The sequence below is a fragment of the Nostoc sp. genome, from assembly GCF_036917615.1.
Classification (GTDB): domain Bacteria; phylum Cyanobacteriota; class Cyanobacteriia; order Cyanobacteriales; family Nostocaceae; genus Nostoc.
In genome coordinates, this window is the sequence record NZ_JBALCZ010000062.1 from 36,280 (window position 1) to 57,925 (window position 21,646).

Below are 21,646 nucleotides of genomic sequence, written 5' to 3' on the forward strand. Positions count from 1 at the left end.
ATCTTTTGGTAAGATATTGTATTTTCAACTTTCACTTATCAACATATTCCTAACTTGATTTTAGCATGGAACTACTGTATTTGTACGATTTTTTACCTTCTGGCAATGGTTATAAGATACGTCTTTTATTGACACAACTAGGTATGCCTTTTGAGAGGGTAGAGCTTAACATCTTGAAAGGCGAGACTCGAACACCAGAATTTTTAAGTAAAAATCCTAACGGTAAGATACCCGTTCTGGAAATTAAGCCAGGGAAATACTTGGCAGAATCAAATGCCATATTGGTCTATCTGAGTGAATGCACAGAATTTTTACCCTATGACCGATTTTTACGAGCGCAGGTGCTGCAATGGTTATGTTTTGAACAGTATAGCCATGAACCTTTTATTGCTACATCAAGATTTTGGATTTCTATTTTAGGTAAAACTGAAGAATATAGTGAAGCTATCAAGCAAAAACGTGAACCAGGTTATGCAGCACTTAACTTGATGGAAAAACACTTAACTTCTCACACTTTTCTTGTGGGAGAGCGTTACACGATTGCTGATATCGCCTTGTTCGCTTACACTCATGTAGCTGATGAAGGTGGGTTCAATTTAACACAATTTCCTGCTATCCAAGCTTGGATAGGAAGAGTCAAATCTCAACCAAGGTATATCAGTATTACACAAGCATAAAAATTATATTTTGTGGGTTTCTATCTCTCGTTTCTTGGCTCTAGTAGAGGATGTACTGGGTGGGACATTACCTCACATTCAGGAGGCAGGCAAAGTCTTCTTAGAAGGTGTTACTAAACAGCAACTAGATATCAGCATCAATTTCTATCAGCTTTTGCCTAGAGGACAAACCTGACTTAATTCTGATCTGAGATTTGGTTACATCAAATTTCTCTGCTAGTAATTTAATTAACTCTTCATTCGCCTTACCATCAATTGGGAGTGATTTTAAATACACAGTCAAACTGCCATCAGGTTGTTCTTCAATCTTTTGCTGTTTTGAATTAGGTTTAACCTTGACTTTTTTTTGCATAACCTATTTCGTGTAATTGTCGCAGCCACAACCAACCTAAAACACAACCCAATACATAATGAGGAAAATCCCACCAAACAAAGGTGGTACCAAGTAACAATTTACCTATCAAGGTGGCGCGAATCTCCTCTAATAGGGGCGGATGCCAAAGTTGCAAGAATTCTAGTATACAGGTGATCACAAAAACCCATATAGGAATTTTGATTACCGTCGCTCGACTTCTGAAAAACCAAAATGCGAACAGACACCAAAATATTTCGTAAAATATAGCTGCTCCGTAGTCATTAAACCACTGATGGGCAGGCCCACTATAATACTTAAACAAAAAGCCCATCGGTACAACGATGAGCACAGAAAGAATAATAAATATTGTTTGGTTACGGTTTCGGCGCATTTTCTCAGGACTAAAGACTAAGCAAAATTTTAGCAGCCCGAACCACTAGAAGTCGGTTTACTATCTCCTGATTCTCTTTAAGCAATTATACTATATTCGATAGTATAAAAAAATTAAGTAATGATCCAGCCCTTGACCAGAATATACAATCTATCGCTCACCCATTGGAGTTGCAATCTCTATTAAATAGTCCAAAGGCAGATGTCAAAGGCGATAGCGCAGCCTCTTCTCTACGAAAGGCTATGCCAGGACGATAGTTTTCTACCCCGAATAGATATCATCAGAAAATGACCGTTCTGTAAAACCCTTGAGAGGGTTGTCTACTCCACAGCTGACACGGTAGAACTTACCGCCAACCGTAACGCTCGTAAACTCGCTATCAGGAATAAAAATTCCGTCAAACCAAGGGTAATACGCTTGGGTTAAGGATATCTGTAGGTTGGGTTGAACGAACGCGAACAGCGTCCTGTAGGCAAGTGAAACCTAAGAAATCACGAAAAATGTTGGGTTACCCTTCGGGAAACTACAAGGGCGCAGTGGTTCCCCAACCTACACTAGTTTTGGTTTTTGGCTTTAACCCAAGCGTATTGAAACCAACGGTCAATATTGTTAACTGCGTTTAAGTTTTTATCCTCAATGTGACCGCACACAGGACAGACATAAACGCGGTTTTTTAATGGCATATTGTGACGATGCAGGTATCAGAGCCAATACCCACATCTGAAAGATTGGATGCCTTAAATCAGTTGTAGGACAGAGCAATTTTATTTCTGGGCACTTCTAAGCCTTTGATGAGATGCTATAAACCTCTGGTTGTTCCGGCACTCTAAAAATATAACAATTAATACTACGGTAAATTTATCAAGATAAAGTATAAGATTCGCAGCTACGATCGCTTCCTTTAGAATTTTGCTTGCACTTGATAGCAAAATTCCAAAAGAAACGGACGAGTACGAACACCATCCTATGGATCAAACTCTGGAGAATCTACATGGGCTACAAACATATCGAAGTCAAACAAGTAGCTGGTTTCATCGGTGCCGAAATCAGTAACGTAGATTTTTCCCATCCTCTGAATGATGATGAAGTCAAAGAAATTCGTAAAGCACTATTGAAGTGGAAAGTTGTGTTCTTTCGTGGACAAAACATTGATCATGCTGCCCAAGTTGAATTCACATCTCGTTTTGGTGAAGTGACTTTCGCCCATCCACTCGGAGAGCCTGAACCAGTTCCGGGATTTCCGCAACTTAAACCCGTAGACCGGAGGCTCTATGAGAAGCAGTACGGTTTTCGCACTGGAGGTCCCTGGCACACAGACGTAACAGCGGCTATCAACCCGCCAGCAGCGTCAATTTTACGTGCGGTTAATGTCCCTAGCTTTGGTGGTGACACCCAATGGAGTAATTTAGTTGCGGCTTATGAGGGTCTGTCAGCACCTCTACGGGCGCTAGCAGACACATTGAAAGCTGAACATCGCTTCAATGGGAGTGGGTATCAGCCCGCTAACAGCAAGTTCGCCGAGCGCATTGCTGTCAATCCACTAGTGTCAATCCACCCAGTAGTAAGGGTTCATCCTGAGACTGGTGAGCGTGCGTTGTTCATTAACCCTGGCTTCACCTCACACATTGTTGATGTGTCATCACAAGAGAGCAAGCTGTTGCTTGAGTTGTTCTTTAACCAAATCACCAAGCCTGCCTACACCACCCGTTTCCGTTGGAACAACGGTGATATCGCGTTCTGGGACAACCGCGCCACCGTGCATTTGGCTCCTCAAGATTTAGATCATTTGGATGTCGAGCGTCTCCTATATCGCACCACTATCACTGGCGATGTTCCAGTTGGGGTTGATGGTTTTCGCTCAGAAGTGGTTCAAGGTGAGGCGTTCAGCTCAGAAGTACCAACCGTCTTCAAGCAAAAAGCCCAGAAGTTGGAAACACAACCAGTGCTTTCATAAGCTACAAAGTATTAAACTGGGCTGCTTGTATCTGACGCAGCCCAGCATGAAATTAGAGCAGATAACTTATTTAGGCAAATCTAATTACCATTAGAGTAAGGGACTTCCAAATAAAAAAATGTCCCATCGCTCAAAGACAAAGAAGAATTTAGGGATATCTTCTGCTACCTGCACCCACTACACCGATTTTGTGGCGATAGGAGAGTTCAGCACCGAACCAACCGGAAATACTAACCAGCGTACCGACAATCAGCGAGAGAACCAATCCCCAAGGTAGTATTCGGGATTCAGCGTCGCCCAAGCGCAGGAGGAAGTTAATTAGACTTAAAACTAGTAGAGAAACGTTAAGTATTAAATGCGCCCAACCTGCGCTGCGTTTGCGAACTCGTTCAATTCTAAAAAAGTCGCTCAGACCAATGACTGATGCAAGGACGCCTCCAGCTAATCCTAGTCCGATTAACCATAGTGAAGCTTTAGCCCAGAAGAAATCACCAGTTAACCAGTAGCCGATGTCGCTTCCCAAGGCGGCGGCTAAAAAGGCTATGGGAAAGGTCACACTCAGGGGATGTAGGGGATGTCCTGCGATCGCAACTGTACTGGGTACGCCGCTATCAAGATACTCACTATCGTTACTTTCAATAACTGGTGGAATATTTGGGAAAGGTGTTGAACTTGTTTGCGTTGTTTCTGTAGTTTCCATTATTAGTATCCTGAATTTATTAGTGTCCTATTTTTAATCTGAAGGAATTTGTTCAACATAAGCTTCAGCTTGTAGGGTTAGTTTGCCTACTTCAACTTTTAGTTGGTTAACTTGCAAGCTCATTCCTTCTAAATCAAAGTTACTCAAATTTAAAAGTTCGCTAGTTTGATCTACCAAAGCTTTTGTCAACTCTGGCGAGATTTCTTTACTTTCGCCATATTCGACATTTTCCAAAGTAACAGTTTTTCCATTAGCGCTGATCCTGGGTACTGCGGAAAAAGCAACTTGCTGATTTTCACCTGTTTCTACTATTTTTATGGTGGCATTTAGTGCTACTTTCCCATCACCTGGTAGTCGAAAGTCTACATGTTGAGGCTCAATAGTCGTCAATTGCCCGTTAACATGAATTTTTTGACTTTGCAGTTGCGATCGCACATATTCTGAGTTGAAGGCGCGATTAATATCAGCCTCGGTTAACACAACCCGTGCATTAGCTTCAGTAGGTTTAGTGAGTTCAATTTTGCCAAAAGCTACACTCAGAGGATTAATAGCAACATTAGTCATTTGCATTTCAAATTCCTCCATGCGGAGGTCTTTCTGCATAACTAAACCTTCACCTTTAATCGTGACTCCATCCACTTCTCCCTGAACTAGTTTCAGCGGATCGGTTTTGATGTTTACATCTAAATTTTCTACTTCATCTAATTGGCTAGATAATCCTATTTCTGCTGCTTTATTCAGCGCTTGCTCTCCTAATCCAGGACTGTCTGCCATTATGAAATTAACTCCTGCTTTAAATAATATTTCCTTGAGTTAGTCTAAATAATTAACATCAGAATTTTCTCTATCTGACGATGGAATATAGATTTAAATGCTGTCTATCTAAAAGGATAATTGTATCATTTGTAATCAATAGTTTGGCTTTTCTACCCAGAGTTTTTGAAGCGTAGATACAGAACGTCTTATTGTCAGATATCACTCAAAAGAAAGATTTAATATATATAACTTAGTAGTTATGTTGTTTATTTTTGAACTTTAGCTAAAATCTATTTAATAAAAAATATTCGCAATATACCTGAGAATCGAATTTTTGTTTTGCGTGACGCCTGCTCATATAGAATAGGTATAAAGTGGATAGATGTAAACAGCCGCAGCCATGGCTTTTACAATAATTTTTTCAAAGGCAGCATCAACCCAGGCACAACATCTTCACCGCTTAATATTGCTGTAGCCAGATATTGAGTAATTGAACCGTCCCGGCGATAAACTAAAGCTTGTTGATTTTTACTATCAATTAACCATCCTAATTGAACACCCTTAGCAATATATTCTTCCATCTTAGCTTTGAGTTTTGCCAAGCTATCATTTTTAGAAGGAATTTCAATTACAAAGTTGGGTGCTAAGTTGATAAATTTGTCCTCTTGCTGATCCCAACCTTCTGGTAAACGTCCTTTAGCCACAAAAGCAGCATCAGGTGCTCTGACAGCAGTATTTGCTAATTTAAAACCAGTACTCGACCCAAAAACTTCACCAAGCTCCTGACTTTCTACCCAATTGAACAGATAGGCTCCTGCTTTTATTTCTCGATTACCAGAAATTCCAGCAGTTGGGGGCATAGTTTCTAAAGTTCCATTAGCATTGCGTTCAAACCGCAGTTCTGGATTTTGCGAACTCATCAGCATTAATTCTTCATCAGTGACAGTATATAAAGACTGCACCGTTATTTTTTCACTGTTCATGATCATGCCATCGCAAGCTTGATAGATATTTCAATTTTAGGTTGAGATTCCATTACCTCTGTACTCCTCTCATCCTCTGCTCCACCAAAGTTCTGATCGGCTACCGAATTTCTGAGCGGCGGCTTTCAGCGCTCAGACTTCTCTCTGCGCCTGGAACAGTTTGTTATAAAATTGACACAAACCCATTATTCGGTAGATTTCTCCTGACCGGAGGCAAAGCGATCCCAAGCTTTGCTCCTGAATTCTGACTCCTTTTATACAATGCTCTCAGAACGTTTTACCACAGCCCTCACCTACGCTACCCAATTGCACGCTAACCAAGTTCGTAAAGGTTCAGGTGTCCCATACATTGCCCATTTATTAGGTGTCACCAGTATTGCTTTAGAATACGGGGCAAATGAAGATGAAGCGATCGCAGCCCTCTTACACGATGCGATCGAAGACCAAGGTGGCGCCGCAACGCGGGAAGAAATTCGCCGCCGTTTTGGTGACAATGTAACGGCAATTGTAAATGCTTGTACTGACGCTGATACAACTCCAAAACCGCCTTGGCGACAGCGCAAGGAGGCATACATTGCTCATATTCCTACCGCTTCCCCATCAGTACTGCTCGTGTCATTAGCAGATAAACTTTACAACGCCCAGTCTATTCTCAAAGATTATCGCCTTTTGGGCGAATCAGTTTGGGAACGTTTTCAGGGGGGTAAAGAAGGTACTCTTTGGTATTATCGGGCGCTTGTAGATGCCTTCAGGAAGACTAGAACTACTATAATCATTGAGGAATTAGAACGAGTTGTTGCACAAATTGAGGTATTAGCATCAGGGTAAAAATTTTATTTACCCAGAAGTAAATAAAAGATTCATTGGAACTAGACAAATAACCTTTTTACAGACACGATATAGTCATAATGTCTCACAAACAAATTTTGGCTTTTAGGTTCTCTCTCTAGATAAAAAATTTTTCTCTCGATAGATAGGTGTACTTACATTATTATGGCTGCTATGTTACCAATATGACGATAGTAAGACAAAACACCCTAAATACAACTGTAAGTCCTTCAGTAAGTCCTCCAGAAAACTTGGCAGAAAAGTATATTGAAGCAGAGCGGATGCATGATGTTCTGCTTTTACTGCAAAACTTGATTAACAGTGAAGAAGCCACTGTGAAACTAATTCTGGATTGTCTATATGATGTTGGTTCAGTCAATCTGATCAACCAAAAGCTTCGCCTGAAACCCTTAAATAGGGTGATGAAATTAATTGCCCGAATGTCCAAACCAGTTTTTAAAACCTTAGCTTTATATTGGTTTAAGAAAAACTGTCCCCAACTGATTACTAATTGGTTACACACGCAGGTCTCTTTTAGAAAACCCCTAAATACACCCCAACAAGTAGCTATCGAAGTTACAGAACTGCAACCATATTCCATACCACAAAGAGAAAGTCTGAGCCAAGAGATTAAAAATCTCCGCTACCAGGTTAGATTGCTAACTGTGATTTCGATAACAGCGATCGCTATTTTAGGAGTAATAGCCACTTGGTTAAACTCAAACCCATAAAACCCATAAGTAGTACCGTTATCAAATTTAATTGATTCAGCAAGCTATTTTAGGCGTAAAATCTAATTGGGTTTTACAGCAATCTGAAATTGTTTGTAAATATCTTCTCTATTCCTTTCTTCTGGTACATTTGCTGCGCGAACATATAATTTTTCTACTTAAAGTGCCTTTGATATGCGTAGCTCACTTCACTGTAAAAATATGTGTGTCGTTCTGATTATTTCTTGTTTATGACCTATCTAGGATTCTTGTATGAGCAAATAATTATTAATTTCTAATCCCTATTTGATGTTAAAGAGCAATTAAATTGATTTATCGAAATTACCCAAAGTCCACCATCATTATTTCAAAAAGCTCATTCATGGCTGGGGTAATAATTATGAATTATAAATTATTAATTATGAATTATTATGACTTTGCCCAAACCGGCCTTGGAGGACATCGAAATACATCTGCTTTTGGAAGGTCTGTATCAGTACTATGGTTATGACTTTCGCGATTATGCTCTTTCCTCACTCAAGCGCCGCATTCAAAGCTTCATGCAGTTAGAGAGGTTAGCAAATGTTTCTGCATTGCAAGAACGGTTACTCCACAACCGTGCCTATCTGGAACGATTTTTACTTGCTCTGACGGTGAATGTAACATTAATGTTTCGTGATCCCAGCTTTTATAACACCTTCAGAAATCAAGTTATCCCCTTCTTGCAAACCTATCCGTTTATTCGCATCTGGCACGCTGGATGCTCAAGTGGGGAAGAAGTCTACTCAATGGCAATTTTACTGCAAGAAGAAGGACTTTACCACCGTTGCCGCATATATGCCACTGATACGAACGAAAAGGTATTACAAAATGCCAAAAGTGGTATTTTCTCCCTGAAACTGATGCAAGAATATACTCACCTTTACCTGAAAGCAGGTGGCAAGAAGTCTTTCTCAGAATATTATACAGCAGCTTATGATAATGCTATTTTTCGAGCATCCTTAAGAGAAAACGTTGTCTTCGCCCAGCATAATTTAGCAACTGACAGCTCTTTTAATGAGTTTAATGTCATCCTTTGTCGTAATGTCCTCATATATTTCAATCAGGTACTTCAAAAGCGGGTACATGAACTGTTTTATAATAGTCTCTGCACCTTTGGCATCTTGGGTTTAGGAAAACAAGAATCTATCAGGTTTACCCCTTATGAGCAGTACTATGAAGAGATAATTAAGGGTGAAAAACTATACAAGAAGATAGCTGGCGCTTTAAGAGGACGTTCTCAGGGGGGACTGGAGAGATGAGGGAGCAGGGGAAGAAGAACTATTGATTATTGACTTATGCCCTATGCCCAATAGACATCTGGTGAAAATTAATTATGCGTTCACTCAAACCCTTGTAGAGACGCGAAATTTCGCGTCTCTACATTCTTCTCTGGAGATGTCTAATAAAATTAACACAAAGTGTTGTAAAAAAATATCATGAACAAAATTATGCTCGCTGTCAAAAGACAGTCCGTCAAACATTTTTAATTGTGTTCAAAAGCTAGATACAGCGATCGCTTAAGGTAAATTACACATTAGAGTCTTAAAGGAGATTGTCGATGCAACTTCTCGAATGTCCTCCTATTGCAGTCATTGCTGGAGAAAATGCGGTTCACGTTTCTCAACTACCTTCTACATGGCAAGACATTGCTAGAGGAACCACGAGTGTCGGACTTTCCCATCCCCAAAGCTATGTTGAGATGGCACAGTTGTTCCTATACAAATTAGAGCATGGTGATGTTGACTTATTTAGCGATCGCCCCCAACTAGCTCACTTGATACCGTCATTCTCGCAGCTATTTACACAACTGGCATGGGAAACTCTTGACTTTTTTGGGCAAGACTTTCTCAAACACAGCTATCCGAACTTTGCAGAAATTCTCCGTGATGTAGAGTCAAAGGGTATCGAGTTCGCTGATGAAGTAAAAGTGGCTCACATTGGTATAGATTTGTTTAATGAGTTTGGTTATGAACTACCTGCCAGCTTCTATCATGTGCATCTAGCACCAATTTACCGCGATCATGTTTTTGAAGAACGTGCCTTACGGTTTGATCAGCGTGATATTGAACACAAACGTGCTTGGGATGCCATACTCCATGCAGGTAAGGTGTTTGCTATCCAGATGAAGGTACAAAGTATTGCCTCCAAATACGGTTTTACTTATCAACACGGCTGCGGTTGCAACTCTCATCTATCTTCCATTGATGTATCTCGTGGGGCGTTTGAATATGAATTGAGTCTTGAAAAGCGTCAGCGATGGATTCGCAGTTTTATCTGGACTGCTTGGTATGAGTATGCCTTCTTTGCGATCGTACCCAATACAAGTTATTTAGTTTGAAAAAAAAGTAGACTGCATTGGGAAAATAGATAAAGCGAGTTCAATCAGCATTTAGGCAAATTAAGAAAGTAATTTGCCTAAATGCTTTCTCATTTTAAGGCTGACCAAGAAAGTCTTGTTTACCAAGTTCTACACCGCAGTGCCTGAGAATATCATATGCTGTTGTGACATGGAAATAAAGGTTTGGTAAAACAAAATATAAGAGAAATGGCATTCCTTGAAAATCAACAGTATTGTCACCTATTTTAAGGCTAATTGTTCTCTCCTCTGAACCGTCAATTTGCTCAGGTTTAAATGTATTTAAATCAGAGATAGTTTGATGAATGCGGTCAATAAGTTGAGGGAATGTAGTTTCATTGTCCTCAAACTGGGGTGGTTCTATCCCAGCTAGTCGTGCGGCACCTCTATTTACTATGTCAGAGGCAATTTGCACTTGTTTTGATAATGGAAACATATCTGGGGATAGACGACTATTGATCAACACAGAAGGATCTATTTTTTTAGTTTCAGCGTATGTAGCACCTTTTTCCAGAATACTTACAAGGTTAGTCAGTGTGCGAATAGACACGGGTATTGAAGCTTGGTACATTGAAATAGTCATTGATTATTTATCCAGAAAAAGTTTAATGAAAGGCACAAACAAAACCATGACTAAAGTCATAGTTCAAGCATACACAATATAAAAAATAGTTGTTAACTTAGTAATACTTTGCAATTACTGCAAAGTTAAAAGGTTCGATTGATATCGGGGCTTGTGACTTAATTTCCTTACTCTTTCAGCAAGTCATTTTTTATGTGTAGATTAATAGGCTACCTTGGTAATCCCATCCGATTAGATGAGTTGCTGTATAAACCAGAGCATTCGCTTTACAAACAAAGTTACAGTCCTTTGGAATTAAAATCAGGAGTAGTTTGTGCAGACGGGGTGGGTGTAGGCTGGTACGACGAAGTGGGTAAACCCTTCATTTACCGAAACACGATCCCGCTTTGGAACGATCCGAATCTGGAAGAGTTAAGCAACTATGTAGAATCTACTTGTACTGTAGGCTATGCCCGATTAGCTGGGATAGGTGAATCGCTGAACATTAGCAACTGTCAGCCATTTCGCAGTGGGAAACTGTTGTTTGTGCATAATGGTGAAATCTCAGACTTTCAACAGACTCTCTATAGACCAATACGTGAGAGCCTCTCTGATTCCACATACCGCTTGATTAAAGGTATGACTGACTCAGAACACATCTTCGCCCTGCTAGTCCAAATATGGCAGTCGTCTCCAGGCAGCACTCTGTTTGATGCCTTACGTGCGACACTTCAAAAATTGACTGAGTTGGCATCAGAACATGACACCAGCTTTAGTGCCAATATAATTGTCAGTGATGGTCAAGCAGTTGTAGCAGTTCGCTACGCTTACCGCACACAAGCCCCTACTCTTTATTGGTCAAGTGATTCTCTCAAGCACCCAAACCAAGTTATTGTTGCCTCTGAGCCTTTAACCAACCAAAATTGGACTGCTTTTGCTGAGCAAAGTATACTATTTGTTCAACCCTACTCATTACAGCCAACAATTAGCCTGTTGGAGAGATTTGCTCCCATTGGGGTTTAGATAAACAAAGATGCACACAGATCAATCTGTGTGCATCTGTGATTCTAAATATCTTTAGACCGTATTCTCACCAGAAGTCTAATGTTTACTGCCAAACATAGATAAGGACAAACAAAATAATCCAGATAATATCGACGAAGTGCCAAAACAACGAAGTTGCGTTGACGCCGAAGTGACCTGTGTCGTAGTTGCCGGGGATGAAAGAACGTACCAAAATTATCAACTGCAACAGAATACCTGTGAAAACGTGCAAACCGTGGAAACCTGTTAGTAGATAAAACGTCCCACCGAATGTCCCGGAGGTGAAGCCAAACTCCAGGTGCCTCCATTCAATTGCTTGTCCAGCCAAAAAGTAAGTTCCCATCGCCATTGTTGCCAAGAGAAACAGGCGAAATTTCACTAAGTCATGGCGTTGAAGGGCGCGTTCGGCGAAGTAAATCACAAAGCTACTGGAAACAAGAATTACTGTGTTGATTGTCGGATCTTTTACTTCTAGTCCAGAAACACCAGCTGGTAGCCAGTTAGGAGTTGTTGTTTTGTAGATGATATATCCTGCGAAAAAACTCAGGAAAATGACGCTTTCAGACAGTAGGAACACAATGAAGCCAAACATCTTGTTGCCTTCTTCGTCGTGGCTATGTTCTGCGCTTGTCTGGTGCAACTCATTTGAATTGATATAACTGTCCATTGGTGGAATTCTCCTTTATCTTGCAAACTGCGATGTGTAATTGCCTCATTCCCTCGTTCCTAGCCTCTGGCTGGGAATGCCCATTATTGAGGCTCCGCCTTTCTTACTCGCGGCAGCCCAATAAAGATCATTTCCAGGTTCTACCTGGAAACGAGATTTAAAAAGGTTTTTGGTTCCGAAATAAAAGTCAGTCTGCGCTTGTCAATGTTGAGTGGCTTTCGCGTAGGTTAGCTGTCAACGGTTCAGATTTGCCGTAACCGTATGGTTCAGAGATGATAATCGGAATTTCTTCAAAGTTCTCTACTGGGGGCGGTGAAGAAACTAACCACTCTAATCCAATTGCCCGCCAAGGATTGTCAGGTGCTTTCTCGCCTTGCATCCAAGAAATCACCATGTTGAAAATGAAAGGTAAAGTGGACATTCCCAACAAAAATCCGCCCAGGCTAGCGATGACATTCCAGAATTGATACTCTGGGGCGTAGGAAGCAACTCGGCGTAACATTCCTTGCAATCCTAAGGGGTGCATGGGCAAAAAGTTGAGGTTGGTGCCGATGAAAGCTAACCAGAAGTGGATTTTACCCCAGCTTTCGGAGTACATCCGCCCAGTCATCTTGGGGAACCAGTGGTAGATGGCAGCATACAAGCCCATCGTCACGGTACCGTAGAGGACGTAATGGAAGTGTCCTACCACAAAGTAGGTATTGTTAACGTGGACATCAACCGGCACCGAGGAAAGCATAATGCCTGTGATACCTGCGAAGACGAACATTACCAACGCACCTAGAGCGAACAGCATTGGTGTGTGCAGTCGCAGTTTACCTCCCCAGATGGTCGCCACCCAAGCAAATACTTTAATACCAGTGGGTACAGACACGCACATTGTTGTCATCATGAAAATCAACCGCATCAAGCCTGAGGTACCGCTGACGTACATATGGTGTACCCAAACAATACCGCTGACTAGTGCAATCAAGATGGATGAAATGGCAACTACTTTGTAACCAAATAGAGGTTTACGTGAATAAACCGGGAAGATTTCTGAGAAAATCGCAAACACAGGCAAAATAATCACGTAAACGGCGGGGTGGGAGTAGAACCAGAAGTAATGCTGAAACATTACTGGATTCCCACCTTTGGCTGGGTCAAAAAAGCTAGTGCCAACTGTAAGGTCGAGTAGCAGCATCACTGCCCCCGCCGTCAGTGCAGGTAGTCCGAATAGTTGGATAATCTGGGCACTAAATACTCCCCAGACAAACAAGGGCATCCGAAAGAAGCCCATTCCTGGGGCCCGCATCTTGACGATTGTGGTAACAAAGTTTACTGCCCCCATAATTGAAGATACGCCAGATATTGCCACCGCTAGGAGCCAGATAACTTGACCATTAATTAAGTTACCTGTGGGATTTTGGAGACTGACGGGCGGGTAAGACCACCAACCGGCTTGGGCTGGGCCACCAGGGACGAAGAAACTACCCATCATCAAAATCCCAACTACTGGTACCATCCAAAAGGCAACGGCGTTGAGGCGGGGAAATGCCATATCTCGCGCCCCAATCATCAGGGGCACTAAATAATTAGCAAAACCAACCAGTGAGGGAAATGTCCACAAGAACAGCATCACAGTGCCGTGCATGGTAAACATGCCGTTGTAGACAGTGCGATCGACTAAATCTGATTCGGGTGTTAGCAGTTCTCCCCGCATCACCATCGCAAAAATACCGCCGACGAGAAAGAAAAAGAATGAGGTAACGAGATACTGGATACCAATTACTTTATGGTCAGTACTAAAGCTGAAGTATTCTTTCCAGTTACTTGGAGATTCGTGGTTAGGCTTTTCATTAGGGAAAATGATGCCTTCAATAGGAACATTAGTCATCGGTTACTTTCCTTTCAACCAGGTGAATTGACTAGAGGAGGTGCAGCAGGTGGAACTGTGATCCAACCAGTTTGGACTGATTGATTGGATGTTTGAGCATACTCAGAAGCTGCCTGATTATTTGCTAGGGATGGCTTTTGGGTTGCAGCTTGGGCCAGCCACTGCTGATAATCTTCAGAAGATTCGACGACTACATTCGCCTGCATCGTCGCAAAGTATGTGCCGCTGTATTGGGAATCAGTCAATCGGTATTGACCAGGGCGGATAGGAGTAAATTCAAAGTCGAGCGGATGGTTAGGAATAATATCCTGCTTGAGACGAAATGCAGGTATATAAAAGCCGTGGAGTACGTCTTGCGATCGCAGTGCCAAACGCACCCGGCGATCGCTCGGTAAATGCAATTCGGTACTGGTAATATCTCTCTCTGGGTAATGAAAAACCCACGCCCACTGTTTGGCTAGTACGTCGATTTTCTCAACGGGTTGTGCTAAAGAGTTAGCTGATACATCTTTTGCTGCTACTGCCAGTGGATTATGCAGGTGAACTAATTCTGATGGGCCTTGAATCCCCATTTGCTCATAGACTTGGTAGCTGTAGCCCGCAATCCAAAACACTAAAAGAATTGGGATCGCTGTCCAGACAACTTCTAAGGTGACATTGCCATGAATTGGGGGGCCGTCGGTGAAGTCATCTTTGACTGCCCGATGGAAGATAACAGAATACATCAGAGTACTTGTCACTCCCAAGAAGATGAAGGCACCGAGGGTTACTAAGAAGCTAATCAAATCATCAATTAGTTGAGATTCGGCTGCTGCTTGGGGAGGAAGCCAAAAGTAAGCCTGCTTGCCGATCCAGAGACTACTAACAGTCACTGCGATCGCGCCTGTAAGCAGCGTCAAAATATTTAAAATCTTCTGGATTTTCATGATCAAGAGTCATTGGTCATTGGTCATTGGTCATTGGTCATTGGTCATTGGTCAAATGACTTACTTGAGCGTTGTGTTGAGGTCTTGGCCCAATCGCAGCAAACTATCTGCTGTATTGTGTATGCCAAATTCGGTAGCCATTTGCGCCCCTAATGTACCGTGGACGTACATAATCAACATGATTGCTATGCCTGCGAACAGATAAATCCATTGCACTTCTCTATCTGTCTGTTTATATGCTTGTTTGCCCCAAACGAAGCGCTGCCATCCTCTCCAGATAGTCATGCCAACAATCAGCGCTAATAACAACACACCACCCACACCATGCCAGAGCATAGTTTCCATTGCCTGCAATCCCCAGGCACTCTTGGTATCAGCTGGTGGTGTTGCCAACAGCATTTCGTAAAAGCCTGCTCCCACCGTGAAAAATGTAATGATGCTGGCAGCTAGCATGTTGTACCAGCCAACATCAAATAAGTTGTCACGTTCCACAGTAATTGCCAAAAATTTGAAGACCCATTTTTGGAAGGGGAACAGAACACCAACGATATCAAAGGTCATCCCAATAATGAACAAACCTATGGTCAGATGGACTAAATTGGGATGAATGGGAATGGTGTAAGGTAATCCGTTTGCGCCTAGAGAGCCGGTCAATTGGTCAATCAATTCTGAGTTCATCGCAACAGACCATCCTTTAATGCTTCCACAACTGGCACGGTATGCAATCCATACACCCAAACAAGTTCATCTCCGAGATATACCTGCAAGCCAACTATCAAAGTCAAAACTAGTCCGGCTCCCAAATAATAAATCGGTACTTTTTGCGGGTTGCGGGCACGAATTACATAGCGCCAAGCTGTAATCGCCGTGATCATTCCCGAAAGCGACCAACCAATCAGCGTATGCAAATTCAGCACCGATTTAACTAGGCTATAAGGTTGTGCTAAACCCGCTTCAAACTGACCAAAAATGATTGCGACGAAGATGGCGATCGTGGCAACTAACATATTCCACCAACTCACCTCAAAAAGACTGGCTTTCCCAGTAAAATAGCCAATTACATCGCAGAAGAAGGAAAACAACACCATCGCTATTACGAAGTGGACAACGATGGGATGAATTGTATCTGGATAGGGTAAATTGTGTTCGTTCAAAGATGTCAAATATTCAAGCATTGTCTTCTCCTGGACATATCTACCGCACTTTGGTCAATCAATTTTGGATAATGGAATTGCCAATTTTGGATTACCGATAGCACAGCCTCAACTCTTGGAGAGACTATACCAAAGAGTTATCGAGCGTCTTTTAGATTTATTCCGCACCTGATGGAGCATAAACTAGAAGACCCTAATCCAAAATCTAAAACCCAAAATCTAAAATCTAAAATCGCTAGTCAAACTTCAATGATTGATGGATAGTCACTAACATCACCACAAGTATCCATCCATAAATGACCAAAATCTGTTCAATATGTGCGCGGTACAATACGCTTAATCATGTCTTAGCTTTTTGTAAACAAATCTAGTAAACTTGCTTACAATGAATAACTTTCTTGTGATTAATTTCCTCATGCCAATAGTCTGCAACAGCAATTTTTGATGTAGCTAAACAAAATCGCTGTCGTTTGTTGATTTGCTTAACTTATCTTTTAGCTTAAGTAAATTTTTATGAATTGTCAAAACAATAATAATTAAAATTCAAAATGTTAGTTAGTTAGCAAAAAAATATTTACAAAATGTATCAATTCTGGCATTAATTAAGATTTTAAAAAGCCTAAAAATAATATTTTTATGTAAAATATTTCACAATTATAAAATATTTAATTGTCGTGCGAATGACAAAAATATATAATTTTGATTAGTTAGTATAAAAGTGAATCAGGTCAGTAGCAAGTTTTATTCTTAGCTAAAAGCGAAAAATAGTTACTTGTACAACTTCAGCAAATATTTATAATAAAGTATAAAAAATCAACATTGTAGATTAGCTCTTTCCGAAGCTCCTCGCTAACACAAATGTCACCTTCATGGTGATCTAATTAGCACAATACAAGCTTTGGTCAATCAACATCAATAACTTCTGACTGTGCTTGAGTCTCAAACTTTTAAATACTGATTAGACAGTCAGGGGTTGGGGGTATACGAAGTTTACCGGGACTGCCTTCTCTTTTTTAAAGAATGCCATATAAATTACGTAATTAGACTGCTTACCAATCTTGATTTAATGTGAGTTACTTATGTAATTAACTTAGAGATGTGGTTATTGGGATTTTTGAGACCATCCTGGTTATTACACAATGTGGTGGCTAATCTTTACATTTGCCATCACTAAATTAAGATTCTATTTAATTTTGCCTAACTGAGGTTCAGTATGAGTTGCCTAATTCCTTTGACTAGCTTGCTCTACCCTAGAAAAACTGCTTGCCATCTTGTTTTAATTGATGAAGCCGTGCAGGACTATGAGTTTTTATTAGCAGGCGTGTTGCCTAGTGTTCAATCACTCGTGCTGAGGGGCGATCGCAATTTCGTAGTTCAACTTAGTGAAATCTTGGCAAGGCAGAATGTCGCGTCTGTAAGTCTTGTAGTACATGGCACGCCGGGATGTTTGCACTTCGCTGCTGGCACTCTTAATCTAGCAAGTCTTGAGTGCAACTCATCTTCATTTCAGCAGCTAGCAACACATCTGTTTGGTGTTTCTCTGCGGCTTTATAGCTGTACAGTGGCAAAGGGAGCAATTGGTCAAGCATTTGTTGGGCGATTGCAGGAACTAACTAAAGCTAAAGTTTCCGCTTCTACAAAGACAATTGGTCAAGGTAGTGATTGGGTTTTAGATTACCACTCTGATGCTGAAATAATTGCATCTCCTTTTCAGCCCTACGTATTGCCAGCGTATCAAGGCATATTGGGATCAGCCAACGATCTGTTTAATCAGGCTGTCACTGGTATTCCCCTAGCGTTACAAAAACTCTCTGACAGCCTCAGAACTCAACAATCTCAACTGCAAGTTGCGGCTCTACCCTTAGTAGGCAACCTAGTATCTGACAATTTCGTTTACGACTTCATCAGCAAAATCAAAACCCCTATTCAGGATGCACTGAATAAGGAACAGAGTACCTTCAATGCCAATATCCAAGACCCACTACAGGTATTACAACAAGCAATTAAGCAGGGGTTGAAGACCGCCGGATTCCCGGAAGATGTGGTTAAGTTTACCACCTTAGTAGATGGGGTGGCTCCCTCTGGGAAGATTAATTACACCCAAGGGGACATTCGCTTGGTCATGCAGATAAAGAATCTGTCCTACGAGCCGGAGGTTAAGTTTAATAAAATACGCGATCTGCTGGTCGATACTTCCATAGGGTTTAAGATTTCTGCTCCCGAAGCCCCTCTCTTCAATGAAACTCTGGAGAAGAGTATTACTCAATCATCTAAATTAACACTGTCTGGAGATTTTGGAGTTCCACAGATAGGATTGGATATCAAACCTCGCACTGTGGAAGAGGTGCTGGGGGGTAAGCCAAGCAACTTGACAGATAGGCAATGGAATTTTATCAAAGACAGAGCTACTAAAATCAGTTCTTACGAACTTAATGCCAAAGTCGCTGCTAATTTGGAGTTACCGATTGGCTATAAAGCAAATTCTGGCACATTTTATATTGACCCCCAAAACAGCAAAGTCACTGGCAATCTAGAAATTAAGTTCCCAGATAGCTTTGCTAATGTTGCGGCGACAAAATCTATACTGCCGTTTGAGTTGAACCTATCAGATCGCGGTCTTACAACAACCTATTTTATTATACCCTTTACCAAGAATGACCTGAATTATGTGTCGCAGCAATATGTACCGCCATCAGCAACTAATACAGGGTTAACCGCTCAATATTTCGGCAATCCTGATTTGCTGGGGCTGCCAGTAATGACCAAAGTTGAGAACACGATTAACCAAAACTGGTATCTAAGCTCTCCTAACCTAGCAGCATTAAATACCAATTACTTCAGCACCCGGTGGAGTGGGCAAATTGCTGCACTGTCAACAGGCACGTATACTTTTACTGCCAAAGTTGAGGACGGAGTGCGGTTGTGGGTGAATGGTCAGCAAATTATTAATAGTTGGGGCACAGCCAGAGTCGTCTCATCCTATACAGGTACGATCGCTCTGCAACAAGGTCAGAAGTATGACCTAGTGATGGAGTACCAGCAGTACACTGATAATGCCAGCGCTCAATTGTCTTGGACTCCACCGGGCGGACAGCAGCAAATTATTCCGGCGACAGTGTTGACACCCACCCTGTCTGGTGTTAAAGGTGAATACTTTAATGGAACTAACGAAATCATTCAAAGTAACCCACTGCAATTAACCAAGACCGATGCAACTCTTGATATTGCAACTTTTTCTCCTGGCAACGGCGTGGATACTAGGTATTTTGCAGTGCGCTGGACGGGATTACTCAATGTAACCAATGCTGGGGATTATCAGTTCCATGCCACTTTTAATGATGGCGGTCGGGTCTGGATTGATGGGCAACTGGTAATTGATCGTTGGATCGATCTCTTCTATTCTAACCGAGCATCAAGCCAGAAAATCAGCCTAGAGGAGGGACAGCACAACATTCAGGTAGAGTACTTCAATGATGACCGTAACAGCTTTTTTAAATCAAGCAGCATCACCTTGGAGTGGGAAGGTCCAAATATCAATCGCCAAGAGATTCCGAGCGATCGCCTCACTAGCTTAGGCACTCAAAGGGTTGAGCGGGGATTTTTGGTCGAGTACTTTCTACCCGAAGATAAAGCTCAACTCAGACCTATCTTCAAGCGGGTAGAAACGACAATGGGAGTGGATCGCGATCAGACACTGCCGCAGGCGATCGCTCAACTGGTTAGGCAAAACAGTGGCTACAATGCCCGATGGACGGGTGAGTTTGAAGCTCCCTTCACCGGCACTTACAAAATCAACAGCAATGTAGCAAAACGAGACTACGGTACCTTCGCACCCAAAATTGATGGTCAAGCCCTAGCTGATTTTGATGGTCGTCAAGGAACTATATTTTTAGAAAAAGGGAAACATACCCTAAAATTCACCTACACAACCTCTGGATATAGTAGTGAACCCTTCCATCCAACCATTGAACTGCAAAAACAACCCTTTGATGAGGTGCTAAAACCCGTTACCACTAACGCCTCACCTACTATTAGTCAAGGGTTTGCAGTAGAAGTTTATAAAGATGATCAATTTCAAGGCACAGCACTTCTCAGTACTTTTGTGCCTACAATTGCGGCTACTCCTAGTAATCTCACTTCACAAAATAGAACCCAGGTATTTAATGGAATAGATTACCAGAATCTGAGTCTAGTCGAAGGCAGTTTCTCCGGGGACAAGATTAGACCTTTGAGTATTCGCTGGAGTGGCAAGCTAGAAGCGAAATACACAGGCTTCTTACAATTTACAATTAACCAGATGCGGGATTCCGATCAAATTCGGATCTGGATTAATGGTCAGGAAGTAACTCTGAATCAGACCAGAACAATTACATCAAGGGGTGGCATTAGTGGAGTCACTGCGATTAAAGAAAAGACTGGCAGGATTGATCTGATTCAGGGACAAACCTACGATCTAAAAATTGAATATGCTGCTTCTCAACTCACTGAACATAGTTTATATGAACAGGTAAATGGGCAAAATGTCAAGATATCTCCCTTCGAGATTTTCACTCAAACACCATTCCAGTCATCTCGTCAACCTTTTGACCCAATCGAGCTAGCTATTTCGCCTCCACCCAATAGTGGTTTGAAACCGCCCCAATTTATCGCTTCATATTATTACGATACTGAGCTGGAAAATGGGCCAGTTTTCACTCAAACCGAGTCCAAAATTAATCAAAATTGGGGAGACGGTTCACCATCACCAGGTGTTATCCGGTCAGACTTGTTTAGTGTCACTTGGCAAGGCACAATTCAACCAACCTACACAGAAAATTACACCTTCACTCTGGATAGTGACGAAGGTAGTCGCCTCTTCCTCGATGGCAAACTCGTTTATGACAACTGGAATAATCAGGGTAGTAAGGTCAGTTCACCCATCAAACTAGAAGCAGGTAAAACCTATAATCTGAAGTTTGATTATTACGATAACACTGGGCCAGCTTTTACTCGCCTTTATTGGCAAAGTGCCAGCCAGCCCAAAACCCTAGTTTCCCCGGTTTACACCCCCCCACCATCCACAGGGGTGCAGGTTGAATTCTTTAAGAATCTTTCAGCAGAAGGATTAGCGGCGTTTTCCTTGGTGAGCAACAGCTTTGGGGAAGGAGTGTCTGAACTAGCAGAAGGATTGGGGTTAAAGGGAGAATATAGCGTGCGCTGGACGGGGCAATTTGTTGCGCCTACCACGGGTAATTATACCTTCTTGCCTCAACGCCAGAAAGGCCCATTCCCCCCCGGTGTCAAAGAGCCAGGCGATAGTATTGGGCTAATTCTGGATGGTACTCCCATTTACTTTACTCGCGGTTGGGATGCTTACGATCAGTACATTCCAAATACTTACAGAGTCAACGGTCAAGTTCAGTCCCTTAACAACAATACAGTCCGGTTGGAAGCAGGCAAAACCTATACCCTGCAAATGGAACTGTTCCACAATTATGAGGGAGAAACCAAGCTCAACTTAGATTGGGCTAGACCAGATCGTATAGGGATAGCACAGCCATTCACCAGTATTCTGCCCCTGAGTGTTGATACGAATGGCACTAAGAAAAGCTCTAACCTATACTCCATAATGATTACAGGCATTAATGCCTTAAGAGCAGTGGACGCTTTGCTGCGATCGCTATTT

General features: G+C 41.8%; 19 protein-coding genes. 8 read left to right on the plus strand and 11 right to left on the minus strand.

Going from position 1 to position 21,646, the window contains the following annotated elements; translation table 11 throughout:
• Window positions 1-65 precede the first annotated feature (65 nt).
• Window positions 66-677, plus strand: a complete 612-nt coding sequence (locus V7K85_RS22440) for a glutathione S-transferase family protein (RefSeq protein WP_334816683.1) — start codon at window positions 66-68, stop codon at window positions 675-677.
• A gap of 124 nt (window positions 678-801) precedes the next feature.
• Here V7K85_RS22440 and V7K85_RS22445 read toward each other — a convergent pair whose 3' ends face one another.
• On the minus strand, window positions 802-1,029 hold the full coding sequence (locus V7K85_RS22445) for a DUF167 domain-containing protein (RefSeq protein ID WP_334816685.1): 228 nt from the start codon (window positions 1,027-1,029) through the stop codon (window positions 802-804).
• Entirely contained in the window at window positions 1,007-1,423 is a 417-nt protein-coding gene (locus V7K85_RS22450) for a ribosomal maturation YjgA family protein (RefSeq protein WP_334816687.1), read from the minus strand. The genes V7K85_RS22445 and V7K85_RS22450 overlap by 23 nt, the downstream gene beginning before the upstream one ends.
• A gap of 991 nt (window positions 1,424-2,414) precedes the next feature.
• Here V7K85_RS22450 and V7K85_RS22455 point away from each other — a divergent pair.
• Window positions 2,415-3,377 carry a TauD/TfdA dioxygenase family protein gene (locus tag V7K85_RS22455; protein WP_334816689.1) on the plus strand — a complete coding sequence of 321 codons (963 nt, stop codon included), beginning with the start codon at window positions 2,415-2,417 and terminating at the stop codon, window positions 3,375-3,377.
• 148 nt (window positions 3,378-3,525) lie between these two features.
• Here the strand turns inward: V7K85_RS22455 and V7K85_RS22460 are convergent, their stop codons facing one another.
• From V7K85_RS22460 to V7K85_RS22470, 3 genes are all read right to left on the minus strand, one after another.
• Window positions 3,526-4,077 carry a DUF2231 domain-containing protein gene (locus tag V7K85_RS22460; RefSeq protein WP_334816691.1) on the minus strand — a complete coding sequence of 184 codons (552 nt, stop codon included), beginning with the start codon at window positions 4,075-4,077 and terminating at the stop codon, window positions 3,526-3,528.
• 33 nt (window positions 4,078-4,110) lie between these two features.
• Window positions 4,111-4,851, minus strand: coding sequence for an LmeA family phospholipid-binding protein (locus tag V7K85_RS22465; protein ID WP_334816693.1), 741 nt, complete (start codon window positions 4,849-4,851; stop codon window positions 4,111-4,113).
• A 389-nt stretch (window positions 4,852-5,240) separates the two neighbouring features.
• Entirely contained in the window at window positions 5,241-5,816 is a 576-nt protein-coding gene (locus V7K85_RS22470; RefSeq protein WP_334816695.1) for a Uma2 family endonuclease, read from the minus strand.
• Window positions 5,817-6,077: 261 nt separating this feature from the next.
• Here V7K85_RS22470 and V7K85_RS22475 point away from each other — a divergent pair, with 261 nt between their 5' ends.
• The 4 genes from V7K85_RS22475 (at window position 6,078) to V7K85_RS22490 (ending at window position 9,734) form a co-directional block, all read left to right on the plus strand.
• Window positions 6,078-6,644, plus strand: coding sequence for an HD domain-containing protein (locus V7K85_RS22475; RefSeq protein ID WP_334816697.1), 567 nt, complete (start codon window positions 6,078-6,080; stop codon window positions 6,642-6,644).
• Between the two features lie 185 nt (window positions 6,645-6,829).
• Window positions 6,830-7,375, plus strand: a complete 546-nt coding sequence (locus tag V7K85_RS22480; RefSeq protein WP_334816699.1) for a hypothetical protein — start codon at window positions 6,830-6,832, stop codon at window positions 7,373-7,375.
• A gap of 410 nt (window positions 7,376-7,785) precedes the next feature.
• Window positions 7,786-8,655 (plus strand): CheR family methyltransferase, encoded by an 870-nt coding sequence (locus tag V7K85_RS22485; RefSeq protein ID WP_334816701.1) that lies wholly within the window; start codon window positions 7,786-7,788, stop codon window positions 8,653-8,655.
• A gap of 299 nt (window positions 8,656-8,954) precedes the next feature.
• On the plus strand, window positions 8,955-9,734 hold the full coding sequence (locus tag V7K85_RS22490) for a hypothetical protein (RefSeq protein WP_334816703.1): 780 nt from the start codon (window positions 8,955-8,957) through the stop codon (window positions 9,732-9,734).
• Window positions 9,735-9,828: 94 nt separating this feature from the next.
• On the opposite strand, the gene V7K85_RS22495 is transcribed toward V7K85_RS22490, so the two are convergent.
• Window positions 9,829-10,335, minus strand: coding sequence for a DUF1993 domain-containing protein (locus tag V7K85_RS22495; protein ID WP_334816705.1), 507 nt, complete (start codon window positions 10,333-10,335; stop codon window positions 9,829-9,831).
• Between the two features lie 192 nt (window positions 10,336-10,527).
• Here V7K85_RS22495 and egtC point away from each other — a divergent pair, with 192 nt between their 5' ends.
• Window positions 10,528-11,337, plus strand: a complete 810-nt coding sequence (egtC, locus tag V7K85_RS22500) for an ergothioneine biosynthesis protein EgtC (protein ID WP_334816707.1) — start codon at window positions 10,528-10,530, stop codon at window positions 11,335-11,337.
• Window positions 11,338-11,422: 85 nt separating this feature from the next.
• Here the strand turns inward: egtC and V7K85_RS22505 are convergent, their stop codons facing one another.
• From V7K85_RS22505 to V7K85_RS22525, 5 genes are all read right to left on the minus strand, one after another.
• On the minus strand, window positions 11,423-12,025 hold the full coding sequence (locus V7K85_RS22505) for a cytochrome c oxidase subunit 3 (RefSeq protein WP_334816709.1): 603 nt from the start codon (window positions 12,023-12,025) through the stop codon (window positions 11,423-11,425).
• A 187-nt stretch (window positions 12,026-12,212) separates the two neighbouring features.
• Complete coding sequence (ctaD, locus tag V7K85_RS22510; protein WP_334816711.1) at window positions 12,213-13,901, minus strand: cytochrome c oxidase subunit I; 1,689 nt, start codon at window positions 13,899-13,901, stop codon at window positions 12,213-12,215.
• Window positions 13,902-13,915: 14 nt separating this feature from the next.
• Window positions 13,916-14,827 carry a cytochrome c oxidase subunit II gene (locus tag V7K85_RS22515; protein WP_334816713.1) on the minus strand — a complete coding sequence of 304 codons (912 nt, stop codon included), beginning with the start codon at window positions 14,825-14,827 and terminating at the stop codon, window positions 13,916-13,918.
• A gap of 60 nt (window positions 14,828-14,887) precedes the next feature.
• Window positions 14,888-15,505, minus strand: coding sequence for a DUF2231 domain-containing protein (locus tag V7K85_RS22520; protein ID WP_334816721.1), 618 nt, complete (start codon window positions 15,503-15,505; stop codon window positions 14,888-14,890).
• Window positions 15,502-16,002: a DUF2231 domain-containing protein gene (locus V7K85_RS22525; RefSeq protein WP_334816715.1), complete on the minus strand. Its 501-nt coding sequence runs from the start codon at window positions 16,000-16,002 to the stop codon at window positions 15,502-15,504. Before V7K85_RS22525 ends, V7K85_RS22520 begins: the two co-directional genes overlap by 4 nt.
• Before the next feature lie 1,192 nt (window positions 16,003-17,194).
• Between V7K85_RS22525 and V7K85_RS22530 the strand changes: the two genes are divergently transcribed.
• On the plus strand, window positions 17,195-21,646 hold a 4,452-nt coding region (locus V7K85_RS22530), incomplete at its 3' end, for a PA14 domain-containing protein (protein ID WP_334816717.1).